General features: G+C 44.0%; 24 protein-coding genes. 14 read left to right on the forward strand and 10 right to left on the reverse strand.

What is annotated here, in order from left to right; translation table 11 throughout:
- Nucleotides 1–13: 13 nt before the first annotated feature.
- Nucleotides 14–2578, reverse strand: coding sequence for an HAD-IC family P-type ATPase (locus A5882_RS15515; protein ID WP_008378529.1), 2565 nt, complete (start codon nucleotides 2576–2578; stop codon nucleotides 14–16).
- A 269-nt stretch (nucleotides 2579–2847) separates the two neighbouring features.
- Between A5882_RS15515 and A5882_RS15520 the strand changes: the two genes are divergently transcribed.
- Complete coding sequence (locus A5882_RS15520; protein ID WP_008378531.1) at nucleotides 2848–3186, forward strand: RidA family protein; 339 nt, start codon at nucleotides 2848–2850, stop codon at nucleotides 3184–3186.
- Nucleotides 3187–3255: 69 nt separating this feature from the next.
- On the opposite strand, the gene A5882_RS15525 is transcribed toward A5882_RS15520, so the two are convergent.
- Nucleotides 3256–4422, reverse strand: coding sequence for a glycerate kinase (locus A5882_RS15525; RefSeq protein WP_086373064.1), 1167 nt, complete (start codon nucleotides 4420–4422; stop codon nucleotides 3256–3258).
- Nucleotides 4423–4589: 167 nt separating this feature from the next.
- Between A5882_RS15525 and A5882_RS15530 the strand changes: the two genes are divergently transcribed.
- From A5882_RS15530 to A5882_RS15545, 4 genes are read left to right on the forward strand one after another with little or no spacing between them, the layout of a single operon-like run.
- Nucleotides 4590–5780, forward strand: a complete 1191-nt coding sequence (locus A5882_RS15530; protein WP_086373065.1) for a helix-turn-helix domain-containing protein — start codon at nucleotides 4590–4592, stop codon at nucleotides 5778–5780.
- Nucleotides 5773–6000 carry a PLD nuclease N-terminal domain-containing protein gene (locus tag A5882_RS15535; RefSeq protein ID WP_005235274.1) on the forward strand — a complete coding sequence of 76 codons (228 nt, stop codon included), beginning with the start codon at nucleotides 5773–5775 and terminating at the stop codon, nucleotides 5998–6000. The genes A5882_RS15530 and A5882_RS15535 overlap by 8 nt, the downstream gene beginning before the upstream one ends.
- The gene (locus A5882_RS15540; protein ID WP_008378547.1) at nucleotides 5997–6908 is read left to right on the forward strand and encodes an ABC transporter ATP-binding protein; all 912 of its coding nucleotides are present in this window, start codon (nucleotides 5997–5999) and stop codon (nucleotides 6906–6908) included. Before A5882_RS15535 ends, A5882_RS15540 begins: the two co-directional genes overlap by 4 nt.
- Nucleotides 6905–7669, forward strand: a complete 765-nt coding sequence (locus tag A5882_RS15545) for an ABC transporter permease (RefSeq protein WP_086332476.1) — start codon at nucleotides 6905–6907, stop codon at nucleotides 7667–7669. Before A5882_RS15540 ends, A5882_RS15545 begins: the two co-directional genes overlap by 4 nt.
- A 52-nt stretch (nucleotides 7670–7721) precedes the next feature.
- Here A5882_RS15545 and A5882_RS15550 read toward each other — a convergent pair whose 3' ends face one another.
- From A5882_RS15550 to A5882_RS15565, 4 genes are all read right to left on the reverse strand, one after another.
- Nucleotides 7722–8339, reverse strand: coding sequence for a YitT family protein (locus tag A5882_RS15550; protein ID WP_008378566.1), 618 nt, complete (start codon nucleotides 8337–8339; stop codon nucleotides 7722–7724).
- Between the two features lie 168 nt (nucleotides 8340–8507).
- The gene (locus A5882_RS15555; protein ID WP_086373066.1) at nucleotides 8508–9068 is read right to left on the reverse strand and encodes an NAD(P)H-binding protein; all 561 of its coding nucleotides are present in this window, start codon (nucleotides 9066–9068) and stop codon (nucleotides 8508–8510) included.
- A 66-nt stretch (nucleotides 9069–9134) separates the two neighbouring features.
- A complete protein-coding gene (locus tag A5882_RS15560) occupies nucleotides 9135–9539 on the reverse strand; it encodes a MerR family transcriptional regulator (protein WP_008378568.1) in 405 nt (134 codons plus the stop codon).
- A 75-nt stretch (nucleotides 9540–9614) separates the two neighbouring features.
- Entirely contained in the window at nucleotides 9615–10595 is a 981-nt protein-coding gene (locus A5882_RS15565) for an aldo/keto reductase (RefSeq protein WP_005235260.1), read from the reverse strand.
- A gap of 173 nt (nucleotides 10596–10768) precedes the next feature.
- Here A5882_RS15565 and A5882_RS15570 point away from each other — a divergent pair, with 173 nt between their 5' ends.
- Nucleotides 10769–11170, forward strand: coding sequence for an HIT family protein (locus A5882_RS15570; RefSeq protein ID WP_254905026.1), 402 nt, complete (start codon nucleotides 10769–10771; stop codon nucleotides 11168–11170).
- A 67-nt stretch (nucleotides 11171–11237) separates the two neighbouring features.
- Here A5882_RS15570 and A5882_RS15575 read toward each other — a convergent pair whose 3' ends face one another.
- Genes A5882_RS15575 through A5882_RS15585 form a run of 3 tightly spaced genes read right to left on the reverse strand, consistent with a single transcriptional unit; the run spans nucleotide 11238 to nucleotide 15449 of the window.
- Nucleotides 11238–12086, reverse strand: a complete 849-nt coding sequence (locus A5882_RS15575) for a PRD domain-containing protein (protein ID WP_005235258.1) — start codon at nucleotides 12084–12086, stop codon at nucleotides 11238–11240.
- 20 nt (nucleotides 12087–12106) lie between these two features.
- Entirely contained in the window at nucleotides 12107–13570 is a 1464-nt protein-coding gene (locus tag A5882_RS15580) for a glycoside hydrolase family 1 protein (RefSeq protein WP_005235257.1), read from the reverse strand.
- Between the two features lie 46 nt (nucleotides 13571–13616).
- Complete coding sequence (locus tag A5882_RS15585) at nucleotides 13617–15449, reverse strand: beta-glucoside-specific PTS transporter subunit IIABC (protein WP_086373067.1); 1833 nt, start codon at nucleotides 15447–15449, stop codon at nucleotides 13617–13619.
- Nucleotides 15450–15785: 336 nt separating this feature from the next.
- Between A5882_RS15585 and A5882_RS15590 the strand changes: the two genes are divergently transcribed.
- The 8 genes from A5882_RS15590 to A5882_RS15625 all read left to right on the forward strand — a co-directional run bounded on the left by A5882_RS15590 (nucleotide 15786) and on the right by A5882_RS15625 (nucleotide 23093).
- Nucleotides 15786–16676: a dihydrodipicolinate synthase family protein gene (locus A5882_RS15590; protein ID WP_008378574.1), complete on the forward strand. Its 891-nt coding sequence runs from the start codon at nucleotides 15786–15788 to the stop codon at nucleotides 16674–16676.
- Between the two features lie 22 nt (nucleotides 16677–16698).
- A complete protein-coding gene (locus tag A5882_RS15595) occupies nucleotides 16699–17346 on the forward strand; it encodes an HD domain-containing protein (RefSeq protein WP_086373068.1) in 648 nt (215 codons plus the stop codon).
- 316 nt (nucleotides 17347–17662) lie between these two features.
- Nucleotides 17663–18727 carry an ABC transporter permease gene (locus A5882_RS15600; protein ID WP_016613416.1) on the forward strand — a complete coding sequence of 355 codons (1065 nt, stop codon included), beginning with the start codon at nucleotides 17663–17665 and terminating at the stop codon, nucleotides 18725–18727.
- Nucleotides 18728–18738: 11 nt separating this feature from the next.
- Entirely contained in the window at nucleotides 18739–19455 is a 717-nt protein-coding gene (locus A5882_RS15605; protein WP_005235241.1) for an ABC transporter ATP-binding protein, read from the forward strand.
- Nucleotides 19452–20939, forward strand: coding sequence for an NAD(P)/FAD-dependent oxidoreductase (locus tag A5882_RS15610; protein WP_086373069.1), 1488 nt, complete (start codon nucleotides 19452–19454; stop codon nucleotides 20937–20939). The genes A5882_RS15605 and A5882_RS15610 overlap by 4 nt, the downstream gene beginning before the upstream one ends.
- On the forward strand, nucleotides 20929–21852 hold the full coding sequence (locus A5882_RS15615) for a phytoene/squalene synthase family protein (RefSeq protein ID WP_086373070.1): 924 nt from the start codon (nucleotides 20929–20931) through the stop codon (nucleotides 21850–21852). The genes A5882_RS15610 and A5882_RS15615 overlap by 11 nt, the downstream gene beginning before the upstream one ends.
- A gap of 2 nt (nucleotides 21853–21854) precedes the next feature.
- A complete protein-coding gene (locus A5882_RS15620) occupies nucleotides 21855–22415 on the forward strand; it encodes a TetR/AcrR family transcriptional regulator (protein WP_008378578.1) in 561 nt (186 codons plus the stop codon).
- Nucleotides 22416–22514: 99 nt separating this feature from the next.
- Nucleotides 22515–23093 (forward strand): TMEM175 family protein, encoded by a 579-nt coding sequence (locus A5882_RS15625; RefSeq protein ID WP_042890962.1) that lies wholly within the window; start codon nucleotides 22515–22517, stop codon nucleotides 23091–23093.
- A gap of 106 nt (nucleotides 23094–23199) precedes the next feature.
- On the opposite strand, the gene A5882_RS15630 is transcribed toward A5882_RS15625, so the two are convergent.
- Nucleotides 23200–24204 (reverse strand): sugar kinase, encoded by a 1005-nt coding sequence (locus A5882_RS15630; RefSeq protein ID WP_016613417.1) that lies wholly within the window; start codon nucleotides 24202–24204, stop codon nucleotides 23200–23202.
- Between the last annotated feature and the right edge of the window lie 3 nt (nucleotides 24205–24207).

Raw genomic sequence — 24207 nt, forward strand, 5'->3', positions numbered from 1 at the left:
CATCAAGCTGCCTTTATTGTTTCACTGGGGCAGCTTTTTGACGTCCTTGCAGCTTGTTTGTAATAAATTTCTCACCTTCGACGACTGTGAAAAGAAGTGCCCCGTTGGCTGCAATGCTCAACTGCTGCATCAGCGTCAAAGAACCAATCCCTAAAAGCTGGTGTCCGATAGGTGTTAGGAAAATCGCTGCCTGCAATACAATCAGTAGTGCCAGGGAGACTAAGAGTGCTTTATTGGCAAAGAGTTGGCGATTCAACGCCGGCTTTACCAGCTCACGACAGTTCAGTAAGTAGACTGCTTGAGCAAAGACGATACTTTGCAGTAGCATGCTTTGTTGAAGGACCGTTCCTTCAAACTGAATCGCTAAGACGTAGGAAGGAATCATGATTAACAGCGAGACATAGAAGATGCGGAACAGACTGTACCAAGATAAGATACCTTCTTTGATTGGCCGTGGTGGTCGATTCATGACATCCGCACTTGCCTTCTCAAAACCGAGTGCGTAAGAAAGCGTGATGGTTGTCACCATATTTACCCATAAAATTTGTACAGGTGTCAGTGGCAGTGGTCGGTTCAACAAGAGTGCCGCAATAACGATCAATCCTTGTGCAACAGCCGTTGGTAAGAAGAAGTTGATGGTTTTCTTCAAATTATCGTAGATCCGTCGACCCACTCGGACGGCATTGGCGATCGTATGAAAATTATCGTCTGCCAAAACCATATCGGCTGCTTGCTTGGTTACTTCACTGCCTTTGATCCCCATAGCGATCCCAATGTCGGCTTTTTTCAGCGCTGGTGCATCGTTTACACCATCGCCGGTCATTCCGACAATCTCTTCATTCGCCTGCAAAGCACTAACGATCCGTAATTTATGCTCTGGGGTCGTTCGAGCAAAGATATCTGTCTTTTGGACTGCTTGCTGCAACTCCTCCTCAGACAGCAGATCGATTTCCAGCCCTTCCAACACGTGATTCGTGTGCTTCAATCCAATTTGCTTGCCGATAGCTTGAGCGGTCTTGCCATGATCTCCTGTGATCATTTTGACTTGGATGCCCGCTTGCAAGCACTCTTTTACCGCTTTGATGGCACTGTCTTTCGGAGGATCAATGATGCCAGCGATCCCAACAAAGGTTAAATTGATGAGTGCTTCGTGGGACAAGGACTCCTGTGCCGACAGCGTCAGATGCGCAAAGCCGATCAGTCGCTGCCCTTTCGCTGCTAATTTTGCACTTTCATCTAACCACCATTGCTTTTGATCTGAAGTCAGTTGGCTTTTCTCAAGCAACACTTCGGGCGCACCCTTGACAAACACTACCGAGTCATTCGGCTCTTCTTGATTTTGATGGCGTGTTGCCATGTACTTGTAAGAGGAACTAAAAGGAATTTTATCGACTGTTTTACGCAATGGTTGCTGCGCTAATTCTGCGTATTGTAACAAGGCTTTTTCGGTTGGGTTTCCAACGAGTTCAGCCGCCTTTTGTCCTTCGTCTTGCTTCAAATCTTGACAATTTGCCATGATATCAAGCGCCGTTGCTTTATCCACGTTTGACTCAACTAAGACATCGACGACCGTCATTTCATTTTTGGTCAAGGTTCCTGTTTTGTCTGAACAAATCACCGTCATGGCACCTAGTGTCTCCACTGATGGCATCGTTTTGATGATTGCTTGCTCCTCAGACATTTCCTTGACACCCATCGATAAAATCATGGTCAGCACGGCTGGCAAGCCCTCAGGAATCATTGCTACAACTAATGCGATACCTGATGAGAACAAGAGATCAAGATCAAAGCCGTAGCGGAAGGTAGTAAAGAAGATCAAGAAAATCACTAATCCGATAATGCCTTTAAAGATTTGGTGATTCAATTGCTTCATTTTTTTGATCAACGGGGTTTCTTGCGCTTTCACAGACTGAATTGCTTGATTGATCTGGCCGATTTGTGTATCGTCTCCTGTTTCAACGACGATCCCGCTGGCAGTTCCGCTTTCTACATGGGTACCAGAAAACGCCATGTTCCGCTGGTCACCAATCGTACTTTCTTGAGTAATGGGTTCGGTCATTTTTTGAACTGGCTCAGATTCGCCGGTTAAGATAGACTCTTCAATCACAAGATCATGGGTTTCGATCAAGCGCATATCTGCTGGTACGACATCTCCTGGTCCTAAAACGACTAAATCTCCGTTTACTAAGGAAGAAACAGCAATTTTCTTCTTGCGGCCATGAACATAAATTGTTGCTTCTTGCCCCATGAATTGCTTCAACCCATCCAGTGACTCTTGGGCTTTACGCTCTTGCCAGTAGCCGACTAATCCATTGATGACGACGACCGCCATAATAATGCCGCTTTCGATATAATCACCCGAAACCCCTTTTAAAACGGCTGCGACGATTAAGACCAACATCAGTAAGTCTGTAAAATGCTTGCCGACTTTCTTCCATGTAGGGATCTGCGCAGCCTCAGTAATTTTATTTTCACCTTGCTTTGCTAAACGCTGGTTGCGTTCTTCGGAGGAAAGGCCCTGCCGTGTTGTTTGCAACGTATGTAATAGTTCTTCTGTTGTGTTTTTGTACCAATTCATATTTTTTTCCTCCTTGTTTATTTATTTGATCTGAACATAGTATAAGACATTAAAACCATAAAATTCTGGCGATAATTTCAGTGGAGCCTGAAAAAAATGAGTGTTTTTATTAAAGGGGAAGGGCGGCTTCGTCCCGTGGTTTCACAAAACCAACAGAAAACGTTTGTTGATTGTTTTTGCAGGTGTAATCAAGTAAACTAAGACACACCCAATCAATTGCTATCTGTCCCTATCATCCAAAGGTAAGATAGAAGAAAGGAGCCAAATTAATGGCAATCTATACCGATACAAAAATCACGCAGGGACCTTTTCTTTTCATTTCTGGTCAAACGCCGTCACAAGACGGAGCCACACCTGAGGACCCGCAAGAGCAAACAGCCATCGTTTTGAAGAAAATCGAAGAGCATTTATCAGCCAATCAACTGTCTTGGTCATCAGTGGTCAAAATGACCGTCTTTTTAACGGATGCTGCTTACTTAGCTGCTGTCCGTACGGCATTCACAACCATTTTGGCAGAAAACAAACCGGCCATGAGTCTCGTCATCGTTGCCGGCTTGGTTGCCCCTGAATTTAAAGTGGAGATTGAAGCACAAGCCACCTTGGCTTAAAAAGGCGCAACACCAAAAAACTTCGTACTGGCGATTGCCTTCCCTACGAAGTTTTTTGGTGTTTGCTTCTTATTTGGTTGGAAAATCAGTGACTTCTGAAGGAGCTGATCCGGTCTTTTTTTGCCACTGCTCCACAAAGCCGGCGATGGCTTGAGCAATCTGTTGAGCATTAATCAAGGTTCGCTTTTTTTCCATCGCTTCTGCCAAGGAAACTGGTCCTTGTTGGATACTGAAGACTGTTGGAAGCAATTGCGACAGTTCACCGAGACGTTCGGTTCGGGAGCCACAGATTGCAACAATTGGGAGTTGGCGTTTTTGAGCGATCAAAGCGACACCATAGGGTACTTTCCCCCTAGCTGTTTGGCCATCGATACGACCTTCACCGGTGATCAATAAGTCTGCTCCTTTGATTTTTTCCTCAAATCCAATCAAGGAAGCAATCGTCGAAAATCCCGGAACCAACTGACCACCTGCCAAATAAACCGCACCACCAAGGCCCCCAGCTGCACCAGCACCAGGGACTTCCAAATCGATCCCCGTGGTCCGCTTGATGTGTTCAGCCAAACGCTTTGCTTGTTGATCCAACTGCTGGATCGTTTCTTTGGTTGCCCCTTTCTGTGAACCAAAAACTGACGCAAATCCTTGTTCACCTGAATAAGGATTTGTTACATCGGCTAAAGCAAACAGGTCAATTTGTGCAAGCAGAGGGTTCAACTGGCTGAGCTCCAGAGATTCTGCCTGTAGCAAAGGATTGTTTTCCATTCGCACGTTTCTTTGAATGGTTGCTCCTAACGCAAGTAAAAAGCCTACGCCCCCATCAGAAGTGCCGCTACCGCCAAGGGTCAGGTAAATTTTTTTCACTCCTTGTCTGCAAGCTGCTAAGACCATTTGGCCTAAACCAAAAGAAGAGCTATTGCGGGTGGTCTCGTCACTAGGTTCCACGAGTTGCAATCCGATCACTTCCGCAGATTCAATCAAAGCGATTTTTTCTTCATTGATTTTTGTGACCAACATACGGGCTTGCAACTTACCACCTAATGGGTCGGTCACTGGAACCGTTTCGTAATTGCCTCCAAACGCAGCAAAAACTGCTGCCATCGAGCCTTCTCCCCCATCAGCGATGGGAATACTACATTTTTCCCACTGGTCTGAAAACCCGCTTAAGACCGCTTGATTTAATTCTGCGGAAGTGGCGCTTCCTTTGAAGGAATCAATCGCTGCTATAATTTTCATCATTCTGCCTCTCCTTCTAGATCATCTCTTTGTCAGAGATGGGGGCACCTACGTTAATAATCAACCTATGGTTAATCAAATCAACCAAAAGTTAACTAGTAATCCATTGTAAGTTATCCCTTCTCCTCTTATGATAGAAGTATATCAAACAAACCTATCGGAGGTGTACTATGGACTTACCAATTGGCGAGGAAATCGCCCGGAGAAGAAAACACAGAGGCGTTACGCAGCAAGAATTAGCAGCATTTATGAACGTGTCAAAAGCATCCGTTTCAAAATGGGAAACGGGACAGACGTATCCAGATATCACTTCACTGCCCTTATTAGCGGCGTATTTTGATTGCAGCGTCGATGAATTGTTGATTTTAGATTCGCAGCTATCGCCTAAAGAGATCCAGCGAATCTACCAATTATTAAAAGACGCCTTCCAAACAAAAACACCAACGGAAGTTCTCGCTCTTGCTCAAAGTTTTACCAAACGTTATTACTCTTGTTATCCATTCTTATTACAAATGGGGTCCTTTTACTTGAATCATTGGGATCTGTTGCCGGATGTCCCCGTAGAAGGCGTCCCGAAAGGGCAAACTTACGAAGACGCTTTGATGGAAGCAAAGAAAAATACCTATTTGAAGGAAGCAGAAACCCTGTACCAACGGATCATGGACCAAGGAGACAGTGAGCTGGCACAACAAGCGAAACAGATCGATGCTTATTGTCTTCTGATGAGAAACAAGCCAGAAGAAGTCTTGGCGATCCTTGGCACGAAAACTCTCTCTTTTTTACCTAGCGAACCGTTGATTGCCGCAGCATTTCAGCAAAAAAATCAGTTGCAACAAGCTGAGATCGTTACGCAAAGTGCGATTTACCAGTACTTAATTATTTTTATGAGTTTGCTAACGAATTATTTAGCAATGCTCACACAAGACGAGGAGCAACTGGAAAAAAACTATGCACGTGGACTGGCACTCAGCGAGAGCTTCCAACTGGCCGAATTGCATCCCCTCTCTTTACTGAATTTTCTAGCCGCTGGGATGGTTTCGTTTGCTGCTTTAGGAAAAGAAAGCTTATTGTTACAAGCATTAACGCTGTATGTCAAAACATTAGAAGCTACTCCAGAGGAAATCGTTTTGAAAGGAGATGATTATTTCAACAGCATCGATGAGTGGATCAGTGAATTAGAATTAGGGAGTCAGATCCCGCGTAACTCAGGTAGTGTCAAAAAACAATTTCTTGCAATAGCACAGCTGACACCCTTGTTTGAACCGTATCAAGAAAAACCCCCATTTAAAGAGTTGTTTCAGCGCTTGAGCAATCTGGCTGAACAAGTATCTAATTCGCAAAGGAGTGACTCACATGAATAGTTTTTCACTAAACGTACCAGAAAATATATCTGATTATTTGCCCATACTGATCCCTCTGATTCTTTTGCAATTGATCTTGATCGTTTTGGCAGTTCGAGATATTTTAAAACAAGAACAATTTAAGTTTGGCTCTCGTATTCTTTGGCTCTTCATCGCCTGTTTTGTTAGCCTGATCGGTCCTATCCTTTATTTTGCTTTTGGAAAAGGGGATCAACAATGAAGATGATCGAGATCAATCACTTATCCAAACGTTTTGGGCACAAACAAGTGCTACAAGACCTATCCTTTTCGGTCCCCAAAGGGAGTGTCGTGGGATTTGTAGGGGAAAACGGCGCCGGCAAAACAACCACCATGAAAGCGATTTTAGGGTTACTCCCTATTGATGAAGGCGAAATCACTGTCTGTGGCGAACCAGTACAATTTGGCTCAACCAAGACCAATCGCTGGATCGGCTATTTGCCAGATGTGCCGCAGTTTTACTCTTTTATGACAGCTGTAGAATATTTGACTTTCTGCGGAAAAATTCAGCCAAATAAAGAATCTTTTCAGCCTCAGCGAGTGATGGAAGTCTTAGAGTTGGTAGGCCTGGAAGCTTCGAAACAAAAAATCGCTGGCTTTTCTCGCGGCATGAAGCAACGTCTAGGGTTAGCCCAAGCTCTGATCAACCGCCCCGCCATCTTGATTTGTGATGAACCAACATCCGCACTAGACCCTCTAGGACGCAAAGCATTTCTTGATGTATTGGAAAAAATCAAAGAAGAAACGACAGTGCTTTTTTCCTCTCATATTCTCGCAGATGTCGAACAGCTGTCAGATTATATTGCGATTTTGCACAAAGGTCAGATCCGTGCGTTCGAAACGATGGATTCCTTGAAAAACCGTTATCGAAAAACCGTCTTTGGGATTGTCTTTACCGACGAAGGTGACCATTTAAAATTTGCCAAAGTGTTAGCAATCCACGGTATTTCGGCGAAAAGAAAGAACAATCAATTACTGATCGATGAACAAACTGGAACCAATATCGGTTCACAGCTGCTACAATTGCTGAACGAACAACACATTGTCCCAGAATCCTTTCAAAGAATCGAACCATCGTTAGAGTCGATTTATTTGGAGGTGATCAAATGAATGCGTTTCTTGTTTTCTTAAAGAAAGAGTTTCTCGGCGGTCTTCGCAGCAAAAAACTACTGATTTGCTTGATCCTGTTTGCCCTGATTGGTATGCTTTCTCCCTTTACTGCCAAAATCATGCCAGATCTGATGGCCAGTATGATGCCGGAATCGATTGAAATCACAATTGCTGATCCGACATCGATCGATGCGTGGCTTCAGTTTTACAGCAACATCGGCACGATTGGCCTGCTAGTATTCGTGATTCTTTTTACCGATACGCTCTCAGCCGAAATAAATCAGGGTACCTTTATTCAGCTGATCACCAGAGGCTTACCAAAAACCACGATCGTCATAGCAAAAGCTTGCTATTTAATGATTCTTTGGTCTTTGAGTTACCTCCTAAGTGCCAGTGTCAGTGCTTTTTATACGATGATTTATTTCGATGATTCCAGCGCTGCTCAAGTCCCTAGCGCTTTGGTCAGCTATTGGCTTTTCGGTTTACTAGCAATCAGCATCCTGCTGCTAGGTTCCAGCTTTGCTAAAAGTATCTATCAAGGTTTGTTGTTTATTGGCGTCTGTTATCTGATGGGCATGTTAGGCAACCTATGGAGTCAAGTAACAAACTGGAATCCATATTCCCTTTCCAGCCAATTTCCTAACTACTTAACCGACCAAATCAAACTAGGGGAACTGCTGCCAGCACTGTTGTTAACTTGCTTTTTGATCATCGCTTGTTTGACTGGTTCCATAGCTGTTCTAAGAAAAAGAAAATATTAAAAAACATCGGTGCAGATTTTTTGCACCGATGTTTTGCTTCTGAAATGTTACTCTATTTTGCTGTTCCTTGGACTTTCACAGATTTCTTGGCCTGCATTTTTTGTTCGATTCTCATGAAGAGCCGCATGAAGAAGGCAATCAAGTAGATTGAAAAGGCAGAAATAAGTGCTTCTTGCCAAGAAAAGATCAGAAGGTTCAATAAGATGATGATCAAATTGGTCAAGAAAACCCCACTAGATCTGCGAATGCCATAGTATTTTTCCAAAATTAGTGGCGGAATCGTCACACCGCCATTAGACGCACCAATTTTGTAGAGCGAAAAGATGCCGAAGCTAAAGAAGAAACTACCTAAAATCAATGAGATGGAATAAAAGCGCAGCAGCATAATTTCTGGTAAAAGTGCTAGAAGAACGGGAAATGCCAAACTACCGATAACCGTATTGACAAAGACCTCTCGTTTCAAAAGTAAAAACGCAAGGGCCAGCATCAATAAATTTATACCCCAGACAACGATATGGCGATTGATCGACCAGCCAGTTTCGATGAGGTAGCCAATCGACCCGACGCCGGCAGAAGCAATGCTGTGAGGTAAAAGGAAGAAGTTTAATGCGATGCAGATCCATAGCACCCCAAGCAATAAAGCAAGATTTTTTTTGATAAGTGTTTCCATCAACGTTCTCCTTTCGATCTGGCAACTATTTTTATGTATAAAAGCTTCTGTCTATTCTATCAAAAAAATCGTAAAAGAAAGAACCAATTTTTTCATGAAAACATGAAAAAATTGATTCTGACCTTCAAGAAAGTATTCTGCTATTTTTTCATTCCTTTAAGATTGCTGTTAAGCTGCACAGCAATCACAAGCGGAAAGGATTTCTTCTACAACAGATTCCCGCCATGCTCTTCTATTCGCCATACGTTTCTTCTCTGACGGCAAATGAACAAAGTAAACCGACAATTCTGATCCTTTAATCAATTGATAGGACATCAAGCGATTTTTTTGCTGCAATAACAGCTGATGCTTTTTCGGGGAAAGGGAAAGATCAGTTGCGGACACCAATTGCTTTAATGCCTCTGGATGACAAAGGTTTCTTTCTGGTGCGACACTGATCAATTGGCTGACCTCTGCTAATTTCATCGCCTCGATCACCCGCAGCGTTGCCCGCGAGTCATGGATATCCGTCAAAAAAACCGACTGGCAACCTTGCAATGCCCGAACGAGTCGTCCTAAATCGAGAAAGTCACCATCAATGATCGTCTCACGCGCAGCATCAATCTGTTGCAAACGCTCCGTTACCTGGCAGGCATAGAGTACTAGGGAGAAATTGGTTCTTTCTAAAAGTGTTTGGCGTGTCAGCTGCCCAATCGTTCCAGCAGCACCTAAAATCGCAAGTCGTTTCATAAGCTTCCTTTCTATTGGATTCCATTGAGCAGAACGTTTCAATTTCCATAGTAGCGAATTCAGTCATTAAGACTTAGTGACCAAATTGGCTTTTCGTTGACGCAATCGTTCTTCTGTCGGCAGAACATGCTCGTCGTAATGTTCTAGTTTGTATTCTAAACGTTCAACAGCTTCCGTCATATCTGAGATTTTCTCCCTGAGTACCGCAATTTGTTTTGCTAAGAGCTGCTTGCGCTCAGGAACCGTCCCTCGCCCTTCTTCAAATAAAGCCAGGTAATGACTCAACCCATCAATCGATAGTCCAGCATTACGCATTTGCCTAGTAAAGGTGATCCATTTTAAGTCGTCATCATCAAATTCACGAACACCGTTTTTATTGCGTTTGACCGGCGGAATCAGCCCAATTTTTTCATAGTAACGGATGGTATCAGCTGAGACACCGCTCAGTTCACTGACTTTTTTGATATTCATGGCTTCACTTCCTTGTTTTGCATTTTTTCCTAGATCGTTTTACATGCTACGAGCCAGAAGCCCTTTTGTTACTCGTTATTCCGCTCCTACCACTGCATGAGGCAAGTAAGGCTCTTCCAAATAAGCAATCTCTTCGGCAGTCAGCTTTAGATCAAGGGCAGGTAAAGCATCCAATAAGTGGCTTTCTTTTGTTGCGCCAATAATTGGTGCGACCACTTGTTCTTTTTGCAATAACCAAGCCAAGGCGATTTGCGACCGTTTGCTTTGGTGATTGTCAGCGATCTTTGCGACTCGTGCCACGATCTCCCGGTCTTGTTCCATCGTTTTGTCGTACTTTTGATTGGCGGTTTTATCCGTTAAGTACCGTTTGGTCTCTGCACCCCAATCTCTTGTTAAACGTCCAGCAGCCAAAGGACTATATGGCGTCACGGCAATTTTTTGATCGGCACACAAGGGCATCATTTCTCGCTCTTCTTCTCGATAAAGCAAGTTTAAGTGATTTTGCATCGAGACAAATTTGGTCCAGCCATTTTTCTCTGCAACTGCTTGTGCTTTGGCAAATTGCCAAGCGTACATCGCGGATGCACCAATATAGCGCACTTTTCCAGAAACCACCAAATCATGTAAGGCCTTCATGGTTTCTTCAATTGGCGTGTGGTAATCCCAACGATGGATGATATACAAATCAATGTAGTCCATTTGTAGGCGTTTTAAGCTTTGTTCGACTTGATAAAAGATCGCTTTTCGAGACAGCCCCCCACTGTTTGGCCGTTGCTTCATTTTTGAATACAGTTTTGTGGCAACCACGATCTCATCCCGCGGAGCAAAATCATTCAATGCTCGACCGACGATTTCTTCGCTCGCTCCATAAGAATAGACATTTGCCGTATCAAAAAAGTTGATGCCTAGATCTAAGGCTTTTTTGATGACTTCGCGACTATCTGCTTCTTCTAACACCCACTCATGAAAGCCACTATTGGGATCGCCAAATCCCATTGTCCCTAAACATAATGGTGACACATCAAGTCCCGTATTGCCAAATTTTACATAGTTCATTTGCTCGTCCTCCTGTTTTTTAAGTTACACTAAGCATACAGGTTGAAGTGCACTCTAAGTCAAGCGAATCAGCAAACTTTTTTTCATTTTACTCGCAAATGACTCATAATGACATGCTTTTTGTCGTGCGTTTCATTTCGAATCAGCTTTTGGTACACTAAAGATAAGTATCGATACGCTATCTAGCTGAGAAAAAGGAGCGGAAGATTTTGACTTGTATTTTTTGTACTGCCTCAAAACATGCGATCATTGAAAACGAACGCTTTTATGCGATCTTTGATAAGTTTCCCGTCACCCCTGGACACCTGCTATTGATCCCCAAAGAACATCGAAGGGATTATTTTGCCCTCACCCAAGAGGAATTACAAGACTTGCAGGCTTTGTTGCAGGAAGGCAAAGCCTATTTGTTGGAAACCTATCGACCAGACGGCTTCAACATCGGCTTCAATTGCGGGGAGGCTGCCGGACAGACGGTCTTTCATTGCCATTGTCATTTGATCCCACGCTACCAAGGCGATGTGGAGGAACCAAAAGGCGGCGTTCGAGGCGTGATTCCTGACAAGCAAGCCTACTAAATACAAACAAGCCGTTTCTTCCAGCAAAGGGAAACGGCTTGTTTGTGTTTGTTAAAAATGAGGACGCTTAGGAATTGATCGCTGAATGGTTCATCAACCGATTGATATGAACGCCTAGATAGACGATTTCATTGACAGGGATCTTCGTTTGATATTCTTTATCGATATAGGCTTTGACTTTTGTCGCGATCTCCATAGCATTTGGATAAAGAGCCCACATTTGACGGTATAGTCCTTCGTCTTCTTCTTGCAGCAGACCATCCAAAAAGAACCGGTCAACGAAGAAACGCACGTGGGTGATAAAGCGATTATAATGGATCGAATTGGTGTTGACGTCTTGCTGGATCGAGTAGCGTACCATATTGACGATCAACCCGATCAATTTGGCTTTTTTCAACCCATCTTGATTTTCCTCGGTGTTCGACTGGGCATTGATCAAATGAAACGCGATATTGGAGGCTTCTTCTTCCGGCAGATCAATTTGATACTTCTCTTTCAACAAGCGTAGTGCCTGTTCGGCGGCTCGAAATTCCTCCGTATAGTAATTCTTGATTTCCCAATAGAGTCGATTCGTCACACTCAAGCCTTTTTGCTGACGTTCCACAGCAAAGTGCAAGTGATCCGATAAGGTAAGGTAAATCGTTGAATTTAGCGGATACGGCAGCATTTTTTGCGCCAGCTGAACGATTTCTTTGGTCATTTCAAAATAGTACAACGGAATCTCATCCACCAAATCGGCAAACTGACCCGATTTTTTTTCATCGATTGGCAGAAAAACTTGATCGATCTGGGTATCGGCTATGCTGTCGCCGACTTTCTTTCCATAGCCGATCCCCTTCCCAAGTGCAATCATTTCCTGACCTTCCTTATCAACAAGTACGACACTTGAATTTAAGACTTTCTTGATGTAAATCATGCACTCTCGCTCCTCACTGTTTATTCTGCCAAACTTGCGCCATTGGTAGCGATCACTTCTTTGTACCAATCGAAGGAATCTTTTTTCAAACGGTCATAACTGCCGTTTCCTTCATCATCGGCATCCACATAAATGAAGCCGTAGCGTTTCGTCACTTGTGACGTCCCCGCACTGACCAGATCGATCGGTGCCCATGAAGTATAACCAATCAAATCGACTCCTTCATCGATGGCTTCCTTCATTTGTTTGAAGTGTGCCTTGAAATAATCGACCCGATACGGATCATGCACTTGACCGTCTTCAAGGACATCCACGGCACCCATACCATTTTCAACGATCATCAATGGCACTTGATACCGATCATACAATGAAAGCAAGGAGATTTTCAAGCCTTTAGGATCGATCTGCCAGCCCCATTCAGTTGACGGCAGCTTGGGATTTTTTACCCCTAAAACCGTATTGCCCGGTGTCCGTTCCGCATGTGGGTCGCCTGATTCAGCCATAGACATATAATAACTGAAAGAAAGAAAATCAACGGTGTGATCTTTTAAGATTTGGCGGTCTTCTGGTGCCATTTCAATCTTGATGCCCCGTTTTTCGAGATCTTTTTCAATCATTCGCGGATAAGCACCTTTGACTTGAACGTCCGCATAAAAATCATTTTCCAAGTTTTTCTTTAAAGTTAATTCAACATCCAATGGGTCACAAGTCAATGGATACGTCATCAACTTCGTGATCATACAGCCGACTTTGTTGTCGGGATTTATTTCATGGGCGATTTTTGTCACTAATGAGCTGGCCACAAATTGGTGATGGAGGGCTTGATATACGTCTTGCTCTTCCTTACCAGCTTCTGATTGCTCAGGAATGAGACCTGCTGTTGTAAAGGGATGACGATGGATACTGTCGATTTCGTTAAAGGTCAGCCAATACTCCACATACTCCCCAAATTCTTCAAAGCAGACGGTCGCAAAACGGACAAAGTCATCGATCACTTTACGTTCCACCCAGCCATTGTACTTCAAGCTCAGCGCTAACGGCATCTCATAGTGAGACAACGTTACGATCGGTTTGATTCCCAAACGCTGCATTTCTTGGAAGACATTGCGGTAAAAAGCGATCCCTTCTGGATTGGGTGTCGTTTCTTCCCCAGTTGGGAACAAGCGGGTCCATGCAATCGATAAACGCAATACTTTAAAACCTATCTCCGCAAATAAAGCCAAATCTTCTGGATAGCGATGATAGAAGTCGATCCCTCGGCGTTTTGGATAGATGGTATCCGTTGAATCCGCCATTGCTTCTTTGACGGCTTCAACAGTCACGCTCATATGTGCTGCAAAGTTTTTCACGTCGACATGAGGTTTGTAAGTAGCCACATCCGCTACCGACAAGCCTTTGCCGCCAAGATTCCATCCCCCTTCTACTTGATTTGCGGCGATAGCGCCACCCCATAAGAAGTCCTTTGGAAAAGTTGTTTCAGTCATTTTTTCAATCCCCTTTTACATTGTTTTTGTTGCATTGCTCATTGGTTTAGACGATCGGTGCAATCGATAAAACACCTTGTTCGTTGCGCTCATCGGTTGATTCGATCGGTTTGACCGTAAAGTTCTCTTGATTGGTGACCACACAGATCACGATTGGATCCAACCCAGCTGCTTTGATGGCATCTAGATCAAATTGAATCAGTGGTTGCCCTTGTTTCACTTGATACCCCGCTTTCACGTAAGGGGTAAAGTGTTTGCCTTCTAATTGAACGGTATCCAAGCCGATATGAAAGAGCAATTCTGCGCCATTACGAGTTTTTAACCCGATCGCATGGTTGGTTTCAAACAACATCGTGATTTCGCCATCTTCCGGTGCGATCAATTCGCCAGACGTCGGGATGATCCCGAAACCTTCTCCGATCATACCGCTTGAAAAGACTTCATCGTTGACTTCAGATAGGGCTACCACTTGGCCTTCTACTGGTTTACTCAATACTTCGGCTTTCGGATCGGCAACTGTCGTCTTATTTTCCACTGTTTTGTCTTTGAATAAGAAAAGGACAAGGACGAAGGAAACAGCAAAGGATACCCCTAACGTGACTAATGCCCACACAAGATTCATCGGGTTGGCTTCATCGACGAACATAGTGATACTTGCTAGACCGGGACCAACTAATGCGAAGGCCTTGATGGCAAATAACCCAGCCACTGCACCACCAACTAGGCTGGAAGCCATCACGCCGTAAAGCACTCGTTTGTGCAGGATCGTCACCCCATACAAAGCAGGCTCGGTTATGCCAAAAAGGGCGGAGATGCCTGCAGAAACAGCGGTTGAACGAAGTTTTTGGTCTTTGGTCCGAACACTCACCGCAAAACAAGCACCGGCTTCTGCGATGTTATGTGCCAATGAGGCAGGTAAGTATAACAGCTCTGCCCCCATCTCACTCATAGACGAAACAGCATAAGGAATCATAGCTTTGTGCATGCCGGTAACCACCATCAATGGTAAAACAGCGGCTAAGATCCCCGTTGCCACCCAACCTAAATGGGCATACAGCCAAATAATCGCTGCTGAGAAAATCGTTCCGACTTCAAAGCCTAATGGGCCTAAAATCAATAAAGCAACTGGAACCGTAATAACTAAGCTCATCATTGGAACAAAGAAGATACGGATCGGTTTTGGTGAGATTCGGGTAAACAGTTTTTCAATTTGAGCGTAAAATAAAACCGTTAAAATGGCTGGAAATACTTGTGACGCATAAGCGATATTTTGTAAACCGAAGCCCATGAACGCTGCGCCATCTGTCAATAGTGTTGTTAGTTCAGGCAAAATCAAGGCACCGACAGCGGAAACCGCCACCAATTGGTTGACCTTTAATTTATTTGCCGTGGTGATCGCCACTAAAATCGGTAAGAAATACAATGGTGCGCCACCGATCAGATTCAAAATTTGATACGTTTGGCTCGTATTGTCCATCAATCCAGTGACAGAAGCAAGTAACAGTAAGGATTTCAAGACGCCCCCACCAGCGACTGCTGGAATCAACGGTTGAAAAATCGAGATAATAAAATCAAGCAGGACCGCACCCCACGATTGTTTTTGTTTGCCTTCACTTCCTCCATCCGCTGTTAGCTCATGACCTAACACGTTCATAACCTCATCATACACTTCGACGACATCATTGCCGATGATGACTTGGCATTGGACATTTTGTCGCACCCCAATCACGCCATCGACTTTTTCCAAGGCATCTTTTTGTACGAGGCTATTGTCTTTTAAGGTAAAGCGCAAGCGTGTGGAGCAATGTTCCAAATGTGCGATATTTTCTTTTCCGCCAATCAACTCAACGATGGCAGTTGCCGTTTCTTTTACATTCATAATTTTCTTCTCCTTTAATTAGTTTTCCTTTGTTGGCCAAACAAAGAAAAAAGCAGGCAGCACCTACAAAAACATTGAACGGAATCCAACGATCCCTTCCATGTTTTTTATAGGTCCTGCCTGCATTACCAGTCACATGCCTGTTTTATTACTTGCATAATACCATGCTTTATTTGAAAACGCAACCACCGTTTTAAAAATATTTTGCTAAGCCTTTTGCTGAAACGAGAAGTTTGCTACACTTAGTGGATAATCAGTTATTTCGTCTTCCTTGGCTTGCACCAGAAGCAAGAAGAACATCGCTGGCTAAACGTATCACAAGAAAGGATGAATCGGATGACTTCATTGAATCACTCACTGCATGTTGCCGTCCCAACAGCATTTGATCATGCAGAAAGACTTGACACGAAAAGGACGATCGCTCATATCTTGCAACTGCAAAAGCAAGGGATCAAATCGGTTTTGGTGTGCGGCTCCACCGGTGAACAGCACTCATTGACCTTAACAGAAAAAAAACAGCTTCTACATGCCTTAGCGCAAGAAACCAGCTGGGCAGCCGATTTCGAAGTCCTCTTCGGTTTAGCTGGCATCGTATTTCATGAAACGCTCGCGTTGGCAGAAGCAATCAGCAAAAATCCCCGAATCGATGGTGTGGTTTTAGGCTTTCCCCCTTATCTTTGCCTGACCCAAAAGGAAGCCGTCCTCTATGCTCAGGGATTGATCCATACTTGCGAAAAACCAGTTATTTTATACAACAATCCCCGCCGCACGGGCTTTGATTTATCTGCAGAAAGTCTCTTGACCTTGATCGCTGACCCTCGGGTGATCGGCTCAAAAGAAGCTGGCAGTAAGGAGCGAGTGCCTCAACTAAAAACAAAGACGGCTGCCGATTTTCGTTTTTATGCTGGTGGTGAAGCGGACTTGGCGGAAAAGGTCGCACTAGGGTTTAACGGGCTGTCATCAATGGCAGGAAACCTTTGTCCCGAGGAGATCCAGGTGATTTGGCAAGGGTTACTCAAAGGTGCTGCAACGATTTCTACGTCGGATGAATGGCAGAAAATGGAACAAGCAGCTGCCGGCGATCCAACAGATACCATCAGTTACCTTCCGTGGCTCAAGCAGCAAATCACCATTGATGGACAGCCCTTTGGCTTTTGTCGTCAGCCGCTAGGTCTAGAAACGAGTGATCGGTTTGGCACTGGCTCAATTCCCCCTCATCTAGCATAAGAAAGGCAGGTGAACCAGACAAATGAAGATTGATCCACAACTAAAGCACTATATTGAAAGCTCCATCATCCCACAATACAACCAATTGGATAGCAGTCACTCCCCAGCGCACGTCCACCAAGTGATCCAAAATAGTTTTGAGATTGCTGAAACATTGCCTGTTGACCTGAATATCGTCTATACGGTAGCTGCCTACCATGATATCGGCTTGCTCTATGGCCGCAAAAACCACGAAAGCAATTCCCGCAAGATCGTTGAACAAGATGCTGTGTTGCCACGCTTTTTCTCTCCTCCAGTCATTTCAATGATCGGCGAAGCAGTAGAAGACCATCGTGCTTCGCTGCCCTATGAGCCTCGCTCGCTTTATGGCAAAATTATTTCCGAAGCCGATCGTGACTTAGATTTTGAGCGAATCCTCAAGCGAACCTTGCTTTTTGCTTATGAGAAAAAGCAGCTCACAGATCTAGAACAATTGCACAAAGAAGCGTATCAGTACATTTCAAAGAAATATGGTCCTCAAAGTGAGCTGAAGGTTTGGTTGGATTATCGCAAAAACCAAGACGGTTTGGCGATCATCTATCAAAAATTAGCACAACCTGAAAGCTTCCGCCACTCCTTTGAAAAAATCGTGCCATTAGTTATCCCTACAAGCAAAGAAATTGACGATTGACACTTTGATCCAACACCAGACTTTAAATAGAAACCCTCTGATTTCAAAATACGCCAAGTGTTTGCGTGCGCTGAATCAGAGGGCTTTTACTGTTATCCTAGTTCTTTTTTCACGGAAGTCGCCCCTCTCCTTCATTGCTCAAACGATTCTATCAAAATAAAAGAGCAGTAATTGGTTTTCTTCAATCGACAGACGCCCTTCTAAATAACCTTCCTTTTTTCACCGAATTTACTCTTTGTAAGCAAGATAGTTTGCTGAAAATAAAAAAAATGGTATTTTTATTTTATCAATTGATAAAATAATAGGAGGAATCGTTATGTTTTTGGCAATCAATGAAATACGCCATTCCAAATTGCGTTACGCCCTAGTCACAGGGGTCATGTTTTTAATCGCCTATCTGGTCTTTTTTTTAACTGGCTTAGCGTATGGGTTGGCTCAAGATAATCGGATGGCGGTCGACAAATGGGAGGCAGATCAAATTTTGTTGACTGAAGAAGCAAATGATAATTTAAACATGTCGATGCTTCCTCGCAGTCTTTATGACGAAGTCGATGCACCAGAAAAAGCTGTTTTGGCGCAAACCGCTGGGGTAGTGACCAAAGAAGACAACGGTGAAAAAGTCGATGTCACCTTTTTCGGCATTGATCCAGATCAATTTCTAGCACCAAATATTATCGATGGCGAGATGTTTGCGTCAGATGATGAAGCGGTCGCAGACAGCAGCATTGAGGAAGAATACGGGATTTCCATTGGTGACACCATCAAATTAGCCGGCAGTGACAAAAAATTGAAAATCGTCGGTTTTACAGATAACGCCCGCTTCAGTGTTGCTCCGGTCCTCTACACCTCGATCGGTGCCTATCAAGAAATTCGTTTTGAAAAAGAAGATGATTCAGAAAATGCCCGTATCAACGCGATCGTAACTCGTGGCAAAATCAAAGAAGTGCCAGATGATCTAGTCGCTACGGATATCAGCAAATTTATTAATGAATTGCCTGGTTACAACGCACAAGTGCTGACCTTTGGCTTTATGATCGGGTTCTTGATCGTGATAGCTGCCATCGTTATCGGTATTTTTATCTATGTGCTAACGATGCAAAAATCAGAAATTTTCGGTGTCATGAAAGCCCAAGGGATCTCTAGCCGCTACATTGCTTTTTCGGTGATCGCCCAAACGTTCTTGTTGGCCACCTCGGGTGTTTTGATCGGTGGGTTGGCAACGATCGGTACCGCCCTCGTGTTACCTGCGGCAGTGCCATTCCAAATCAATCTATTATTCTTTGCTAGTATCAGTGTAATGATGATTCTGATCGCGATGCTAGGTGCTTTCTTCTCGGTGCGAACGATTGTAAAAATCGACCCATTGAAAGCAATCGGATAGGAGGAAAAAACATGAGTGCCATTGAATTCAAACAAGTCAAAAAATCATTTAAAGATGGGGACGCGACGATTGAAGCCTTGAAAGAAACCAACTTTTCGGTAGAAAAAGGCGAATTTGTCGCCATCATCGGTCCTTCCGGCTCTGGGAAAAGTACCTTTCTGACGATTGCCGGTGGTCTACAAGCTCCCTCTGAAGGCGAAGTATTTATCAATGACGAACCTTTTAGTAAACAAAAAGAAAAGCAACGGGCAAAAACTCGTTTCAAAAAGATCGGCTTTATTTTACAAGCTTCCAACCTTGTCCCTTTTTTGACGGTCAAAAAGCAACTTCAATTGGTGGATAAGGTCAGCAAAGAACCCCAAGAGCAATCAGCTACTGAATTGTTTGAACAACTAGGGATTGAAAAGCTGCAGAACAAATACCCCGATGAACTATCTGGTGGTGAAAGGCAGCGTGTGGCTATTGCCCGAGCGCTCTATCATGATCCCACCATCATTTTGGCAGATGAACCAACGGCGAGTCTTGATTCAAAAAAAGCCGTCGAAGTCGTCAAAATCTTAGCGAAAGAAACCAAAGAAAAACAAAAAGCCACCATTATGGTGACCCATGATACCCGTTTGACAGATTATTGCGACCGGGTCCTCGTCATGAAGGATGGCGTTTTAGAGGAAAAAGAACACACGAAAAAAGAAGCCGAATCAAGTGATTCGCAGAAGGAGCAAGCATGAAAAAAATTATTGTTGTCGGTGCGGGAGTGTCAGGATTAGCTGCTGCTGTCCGTTTGCAAAAACTTGGCTATGACGTCACCCTCTACGAAAAAGAAGGTCAACCTGGGGGCAAAATGAATCAGATCAAGGAAAACGGCTTTACCTTTGATGTGGGACCCACCATCGTGATGATGCCTGAAATTTATCGTGAAGTGTTTGAATTTGCTGGCGTTGATCCGAATGACTATATTCCTATGGAGAAAGTCGATCCGATGCTGCAGCTGTATTTTGCTCAAGACGAACCGCTGACCTTCTCAAACGACTTAGTAGAATTGACCAAAACGCTAGAAGCGATCTCGGAAGAAGATGCACAAGGCTATTTTGCCTTTTTAGCAGATATTTACAAACGCTATGTGATCGCCAAAGAGTCCTTCATCACCAAGTCGTTTCGGACATGGCGAGACTTTTACAATCCCAAATCATTATGGGCAGGGTTAAAGCTGCGAACGTTTAGTGACGCCTACTCTTCCATTTCTAAATTTGTCAAAGATGATCGCCTGCGAAAATCATTGGCGTTTCAAACCTTGTATATCGGTGTCTCCCCTTACCAAGGGCCGTCCCTTTATACCATCATCCCTATGATCGAGTTGATGTATGGGGTCTATTTCATCAAAGGCGGCATGTATACATTAGCCACTGGTATGGCACGTTTGTTCCAAGAATTAGGCGGAACGATCCATTACAATACCCCAATCGATGAATTATTGATCGAAAACAAGCAAACCAAAGGCGTTCGTGTCAATGGAGAAACGATCACCGCAGATGCCGTGATTTGTGCGGCTGATTTTCCTTATGCTATGGAAAGCTTGATTCCTGATGAATCAAAACGCGGCAAATACACCAATCAAAAAATCGCTTCGATGGATTACTCTTGTTCTTGTTTCTTGCTTTATTTAGGACTGGACAAAAAATATGAAGATAGCGCACTCCATAGCATTTATTTTGCCAATGATTTCAAACGCAATGTAGACGATCTTTTCGAGGCTGGCAAGCTGCCAGAAGATCCTTCCTTCTACTTGTATCGTCCAACCCTGAAAGATGCTTCCTTAGCACCTGATGGTCAAGAAGGTCTTTATGTATTAGTCCCAGTACCTGAATTATCTAAATTTGATCAATGGACGGATGAAACGATCCAAAGCTACCGCCAGCAGATCATTGGATTATTAAAAGAAAAAACGATCTTTACGGATATCGATGAACACATCGTGTATGAAAAAATGTATACGCCAGATACGTTCAATGATCGGTTCAATGCCTACAACGGTGCGACATTTGGCTTGAAACCAACCTTGTCGCAAAGCAATTACTATCGTCCCCATAATAAATTTGATTATGCAGAAGGCCTATACTTCTGCGGCAGCAGTACGCATCCGGGAGCGGGTGTGCCAATCGTGATGCAAAGTGCCAAGTTAGCTGTGGAGGAGTTGTTAAAAGATGACCGTTAAATCATTAAGCGTCTTTGATGAATACGACAACGATTTTTTATACTGTGAGGCCATCATAAAAAAGCATTCGAAAAACTTTCATACCGCCTTTTCTCAATTGCCAAAAGACAAAGCACGCGCCGTCTATGCCGTCTACGCCTTTTGTCGACGTGCCGATGATGCCGTCGATGAAAAGCAAGACCCATTGTTGATCGAAGCCATGAAAAAACGCTTGGAAAAAATACAAGAACTATTAACCGGCGATGCGATCGACTTGCCGCAAGCCATCAAGGAAGAAGATCCTGATGAAGCCATTTGGCGGGCATTGACCCTTTCTTTCCAACAGTTTGACCTACAGTTTCAGCCCTTTTTCGATCTATTGGTGGGACAAAAACAAGACCTTGACTTCCAGCAGCCCACCTCTGAAAAAGAGCTTTCCGACTATAGTTACTACGTTGCCGGCAGTGTGGGTCTGATGCTCTTGCCGATTCTCTCACAAACAGCCGCTGCGATTCAAGAGCCCGCCATAAAATTGGGTGAAGCGATGCAACGCACCAATATTTTACGTGATATTGGCGAGGATCTGCGGATGAGCCGCATCTATTTGCCACAAACGGTCTTGGCGCAATTCAACCTTTCGCGAGAGGCATTAGCAGCTGGCAATCAAAACCAGCAGTTTATCGAGATGTGGGAACACGAAGCGCAACTTGCTGAGACGCTTTATCAGGAATCTTTTGTAATGATGCCGCAAATCGATGAAGATTGCCGTGAAGCTCTATTAGCAGCTGCTTTGATCTATCGGGAAATCTTGACTGTGATCCGCAAAAACAACTATCAAGTATTTGCTGAAAAAACAGCGGTACCGAAACAACGGAAAATCCAACTTTTGTTTACCGCGAAAAAAATGCTTCGTCAGGAACGTTGGGAGGGCTGACTTTGAACTTGCGAGAAAAAATATTACGAGTCGCAGAAAACCTGTTTATGCAGCAGGGGTATCAAGCAACTTCTACTAGACAGATCGCAGAAGCCGTCGGCATCACCCAACCCAATCTTTATTATCACTTCAAAGGCAAAGAAGCCATCTATTATGAAGTGATGGTCTCTTTGGCACAAGAGGTTTCTGGAAAACTAAATCAGACTGTTGAAGATACTTCCTTGACGATCTCTGAAAAAATCTTAAACATGTTTCTTTTTTTAAGAAGTCGGCATCGCATCAATTTTTATATGATGATGCACGACATTCAGCATACCGTTTCTGAGGACACTTCAAAAAAACTGTACTTGCTTTGGCGGAAAAATTACAAAGAACCGTTTCTTGACTTGTTCCGTCGCAGTGATTCCAATCTTCGTTCGGATGTCGATCCAGAATTTGTTACCAGCCAGTTGTTAGTGCTGATGGCGGCTCACTTGGACTCACCGGGAAAAGAAGACAAAATGCCAGAAGCGATCGATTTGTTTTTATTCGGTGCACTAGGCAGTGGGCCAATTGCGAAATAGCGAGTCCAATTGGGTAATGCGCGAGAAAAATTATTAGACGAATTTCTGACAATCGCGTACACTGATCCTGTAAACTGGAACATAAAAGGATGGATGTACATGTCAAAAAATCGAATCGAAGCCTTTACGGATGCGGTCATTGCGATCGTAATGACCTTATTAGTACTGGAATTGCACCAGCCCGAAGGCGATACATTTGCTTCTTTTTTAGGAGTGGAACAGCAATTTATTATTTATTTGATCAGCTTTGTGATGTTAGCGATCTACTGGAACAATCACCATCATCTATTTCAAGTAGTATCTAAAATTGACGGTTGGACCTTGTGGGCGAATCATTTATTGATCCTGGCACTAACCCTCTTTCCTTTTGTAACGTCATGGGTCAGTCGTTATCCAGTCGCTCTTGCCCCTCAGCTGCTATACGGGTCTGTCATTTTATTGACGGATTTCAGCTATTTCCTTGTAGGAAAGTCCTTGGTGCGTGCCAACCCTGACAATCAAGCCATCGTAGAACTGTTTCGCGGATACAAGAAACTCTACTTTACGTTGTTTATCAACGTGCTGGCATTGCTCCTCGGCTGGCTGGTCCATCCACTACTTATCATCACGCTGGATAGTCTCGTGCTATTGTTGTGGGTGATCCCTGAGAAAAAAGTAGAAACCTTTTTAAAACAATAAAAACACTTGCGTCCTTCTCCTAAAAGCGATGGATGAATGCGCAAAAGCAGCCGATTGGTCTACTTTTGCACAGTCATCCATCAAGAGAAGGACGCAAGTGTTTTTTCTAGCGAATCAAGTCTTTCCCAGGTGCCCGTAAGACTTGTTCAACTTGTTCTTTGGTGGTTAAGGGGACATCTCCCAGCATCGTATGAGCCAATACAGCATTCGTGATTGCAAAATCAGCGGTGCGTTGGAGCGACCATTTTTCGGCATAGCCTAATAATACACCAGCGGCATAGGCATCCCCTGCCCCGATCCGATCCAATACTTGCAGCAGCTGCGGTGCCGTTTCATAGGCATCCTGCGCCGTAATGATTCTTCCACTGATAAACTGCTTGTCTTCCACGGCTAGACGGCGTGTCCCGCAGAACCATTCTAGTTGATACTGGTCAATAAAGGATTGGATCAACGCAAGCTCGGCACCTTCTGTTTCCTCTAAGGGATACGCCAGCAGCTCCTCCAAGTCACGGACAGAGCCGAAAACTAGGTCACAATAAGGCAGGATCGTTTCATACCGTTGTTTTAGTACCTCACGATTTAATTCTTCATTCAAGCTTGGGCGGAAGTTAAAATCAAAGCAGACGCGAATCTGCTTTACATGGGCCTGTTTCGCCAAAGCCAATGCAGTTTTCCAGGTTTTCTCAGTCAAACTAAGAGAGATCCCGCAAATATGAATGAGATCGACTGTTTCTAGAAATCCATCGATGGCATATTCTTCTGGACCTGAAACGCCAAAGGAACTATGATGGCGATTTTGATAAGTCACGTAAGTCGGACGAGCGCCGTAGCCGATCTCGGCGAAATAACTGCCGATATGGCTGTATTTTTTTCCAACAAATGCTGTTTGAATCCCATAGGAACGCAAGCTGGCTTTCGCCGTATCCCCTAAACGGTTGGCTGGCACTTGTGTCAGCATCGAGGTGGTCAAGCCGAAATGCGCCAAATTGCCTAACAGATTGACCCCTGTTCCTGTAAAATCCATCCGCAAAGAGTGGGTCTGTTCCAGTGTTCGATATTCTGGTGGTGTCAACCGCATCATTACCTCACCGTAAGCGCCGATCCGCATCATTGA

Source organism: Enterococcus sp. 4E1_DIV0656, assembly GCF_002140695.1.
Classification (GTDB): domain Bacteria; phylum Bacillota; class Bacilli; order Lactobacillales; family Enterococcaceae; genus Enterococcus_D; species Enterococcus_D entomosocium.

Bases quoted from the DNA above. Each gene is read 5' to 3' on its own strand.
- A5882_RS15515 (WP_008378529.1), bottom strand. From the start codon at position 2,578: ATGAATTGGTACAAAAACACAACAGAAGAACTATTACATACGTTGCAA.
- A5882_RS15520 (WP_008378531.1), top strand. From the start codon at position 2,848: ATGGCAATCTATACCGATACAAAAATCACGCAGGGACCTTTTCTTTTC.
- A5882_RS15525 (WP_086373064.1), bottom strand. From the start codon at position 4,422: ATGATGAAAATTATAGCAGCGATTGATTCCTTCAAAGGAAGCGCCACT.
- A5882_RS15530 (WP_086373065.1), top strand. From the start codon at position 4,590: ATGGACTTACCAATTGGCGAGGAAATCGCCCGGAGAAGAAAACACAGA.
- A5882_RS15535 (WP_005235274.1), top strand. From the start codon at position 5,773: ATGAATAGTTTTTCACTAAACGTACCAGAAAATATATCTGATTATTTG.
- A5882_RS15540 (WP_008378547.1), top strand. From the start codon at position 5,997: ATGAAGATGATCGAGATCAATCACTTATCCAAACGTTTTGGGCACAAA.
- A5882_RS15545 (WP_086332476.1), top strand. From the start codon at position 6,905: ATGAATGCGTTTCTTGTTTTCTTAAAGAAAGAGTTTCTCGGCGGTCTT.
- A5882_RS15550 (WP_008378566.1), bottom strand. From the start codon at position 8,339: ATGGAAACACTTATCAAAAAAAATCTTGCTTTATTGCTTGGGGTGCTA.
- A5882_RS15555 (WP_086373066.1), bottom strand. From the start codon at position 9,068: ATGAAACGACTTGCGATTTTAGGTGCTGCTGGAACGATTGGGCAGCTG.
- A5882_RS15560 (WP_008378568.1), bottom strand. From the start codon at position 9,539: ATGAATATCAAAAAAGTCAGTGAACTGAGCGGTGTCTCAGCTGATACC.
- A5882_RS15565 (WP_005235260.1), bottom strand. From the start codon at position 10,595: ATGAACTATGTAAAATTTGGCAATACGGGACTTGATGTGTCACCATTA.
- A5882_RS15575 (WP_005235258.1), bottom strand. From the start codon at position 12,086: ATGATTTACATCAAGAAAGTCTTAAATTCAAGTGTCGTACTTGTTGAT.
- A5882_RS15580 (WP_005235257.1), bottom strand. From the start codon at position 13,570: ATGACTGAAACAACTTTTCCAAAGGACTTCTTATGGGGTGGCGCTATC.
- A5882_RS15585 (WP_086373067.1), bottom strand. From the start codon at position 15,449: ATGAATGTAAAAGAAACGGCAACTGCCATCGTTGAGTTGATTGGCGGA.
- A5882_RS15590 (WP_008378574.1), top strand. From the start codon at position 15,786: ATGACTTCATTGAATCACTCACTGCATGTTGCCGTCCCAACAGCATTT.
- A5882_RS15595 (WP_086373068.1), top strand. From the start codon at position 16,699: ATGAAGATTGATCCACAACTAAAGCACTATATTGAAAGCTCCATCATC.
- A5882_RS15600 (WP_016613416.1), top strand. From the start codon at position 17,663: ATGTTTTTGGCAATCAATGAAATACGCCATTCCAAATTGCGTTACGCC.
- A5882_RS15605 (WP_005235241.1), top strand. From the start codon at position 18,739: ATGAGTGCCATTGAATTCAAACAAGTCAAAAAATCATTTAAAGATGGG.
- A5882_RS15610 (WP_086373069.1), top strand. From the start codon at position 19,452: ATGAAAAAAATTATTGTTGTCGGTGCGGGAGTGTCAGGATTAGCTGCT.
- A5882_RS15615 (WP_086373070.1), top strand. From the start codon at position 20,929: ATGACCGTTAAATCATTAAGCGTCTTTGATGAATACGACAACGATTTT.
- A5882_RS15625 (WP_042890962.1), top strand. From the start codon at position 22,515: ATGTCAAAAAATCGAATCGAAGCCTTTACGGATGCGGTCATTGCGATC.
- A5882_RS15630 (WP_016613417.1), bottom strand. From the start codon at position 24,204: ATGATGCGGATCGGCGCTTACGGTGAGGTAATGATGCGGTTGACACCA.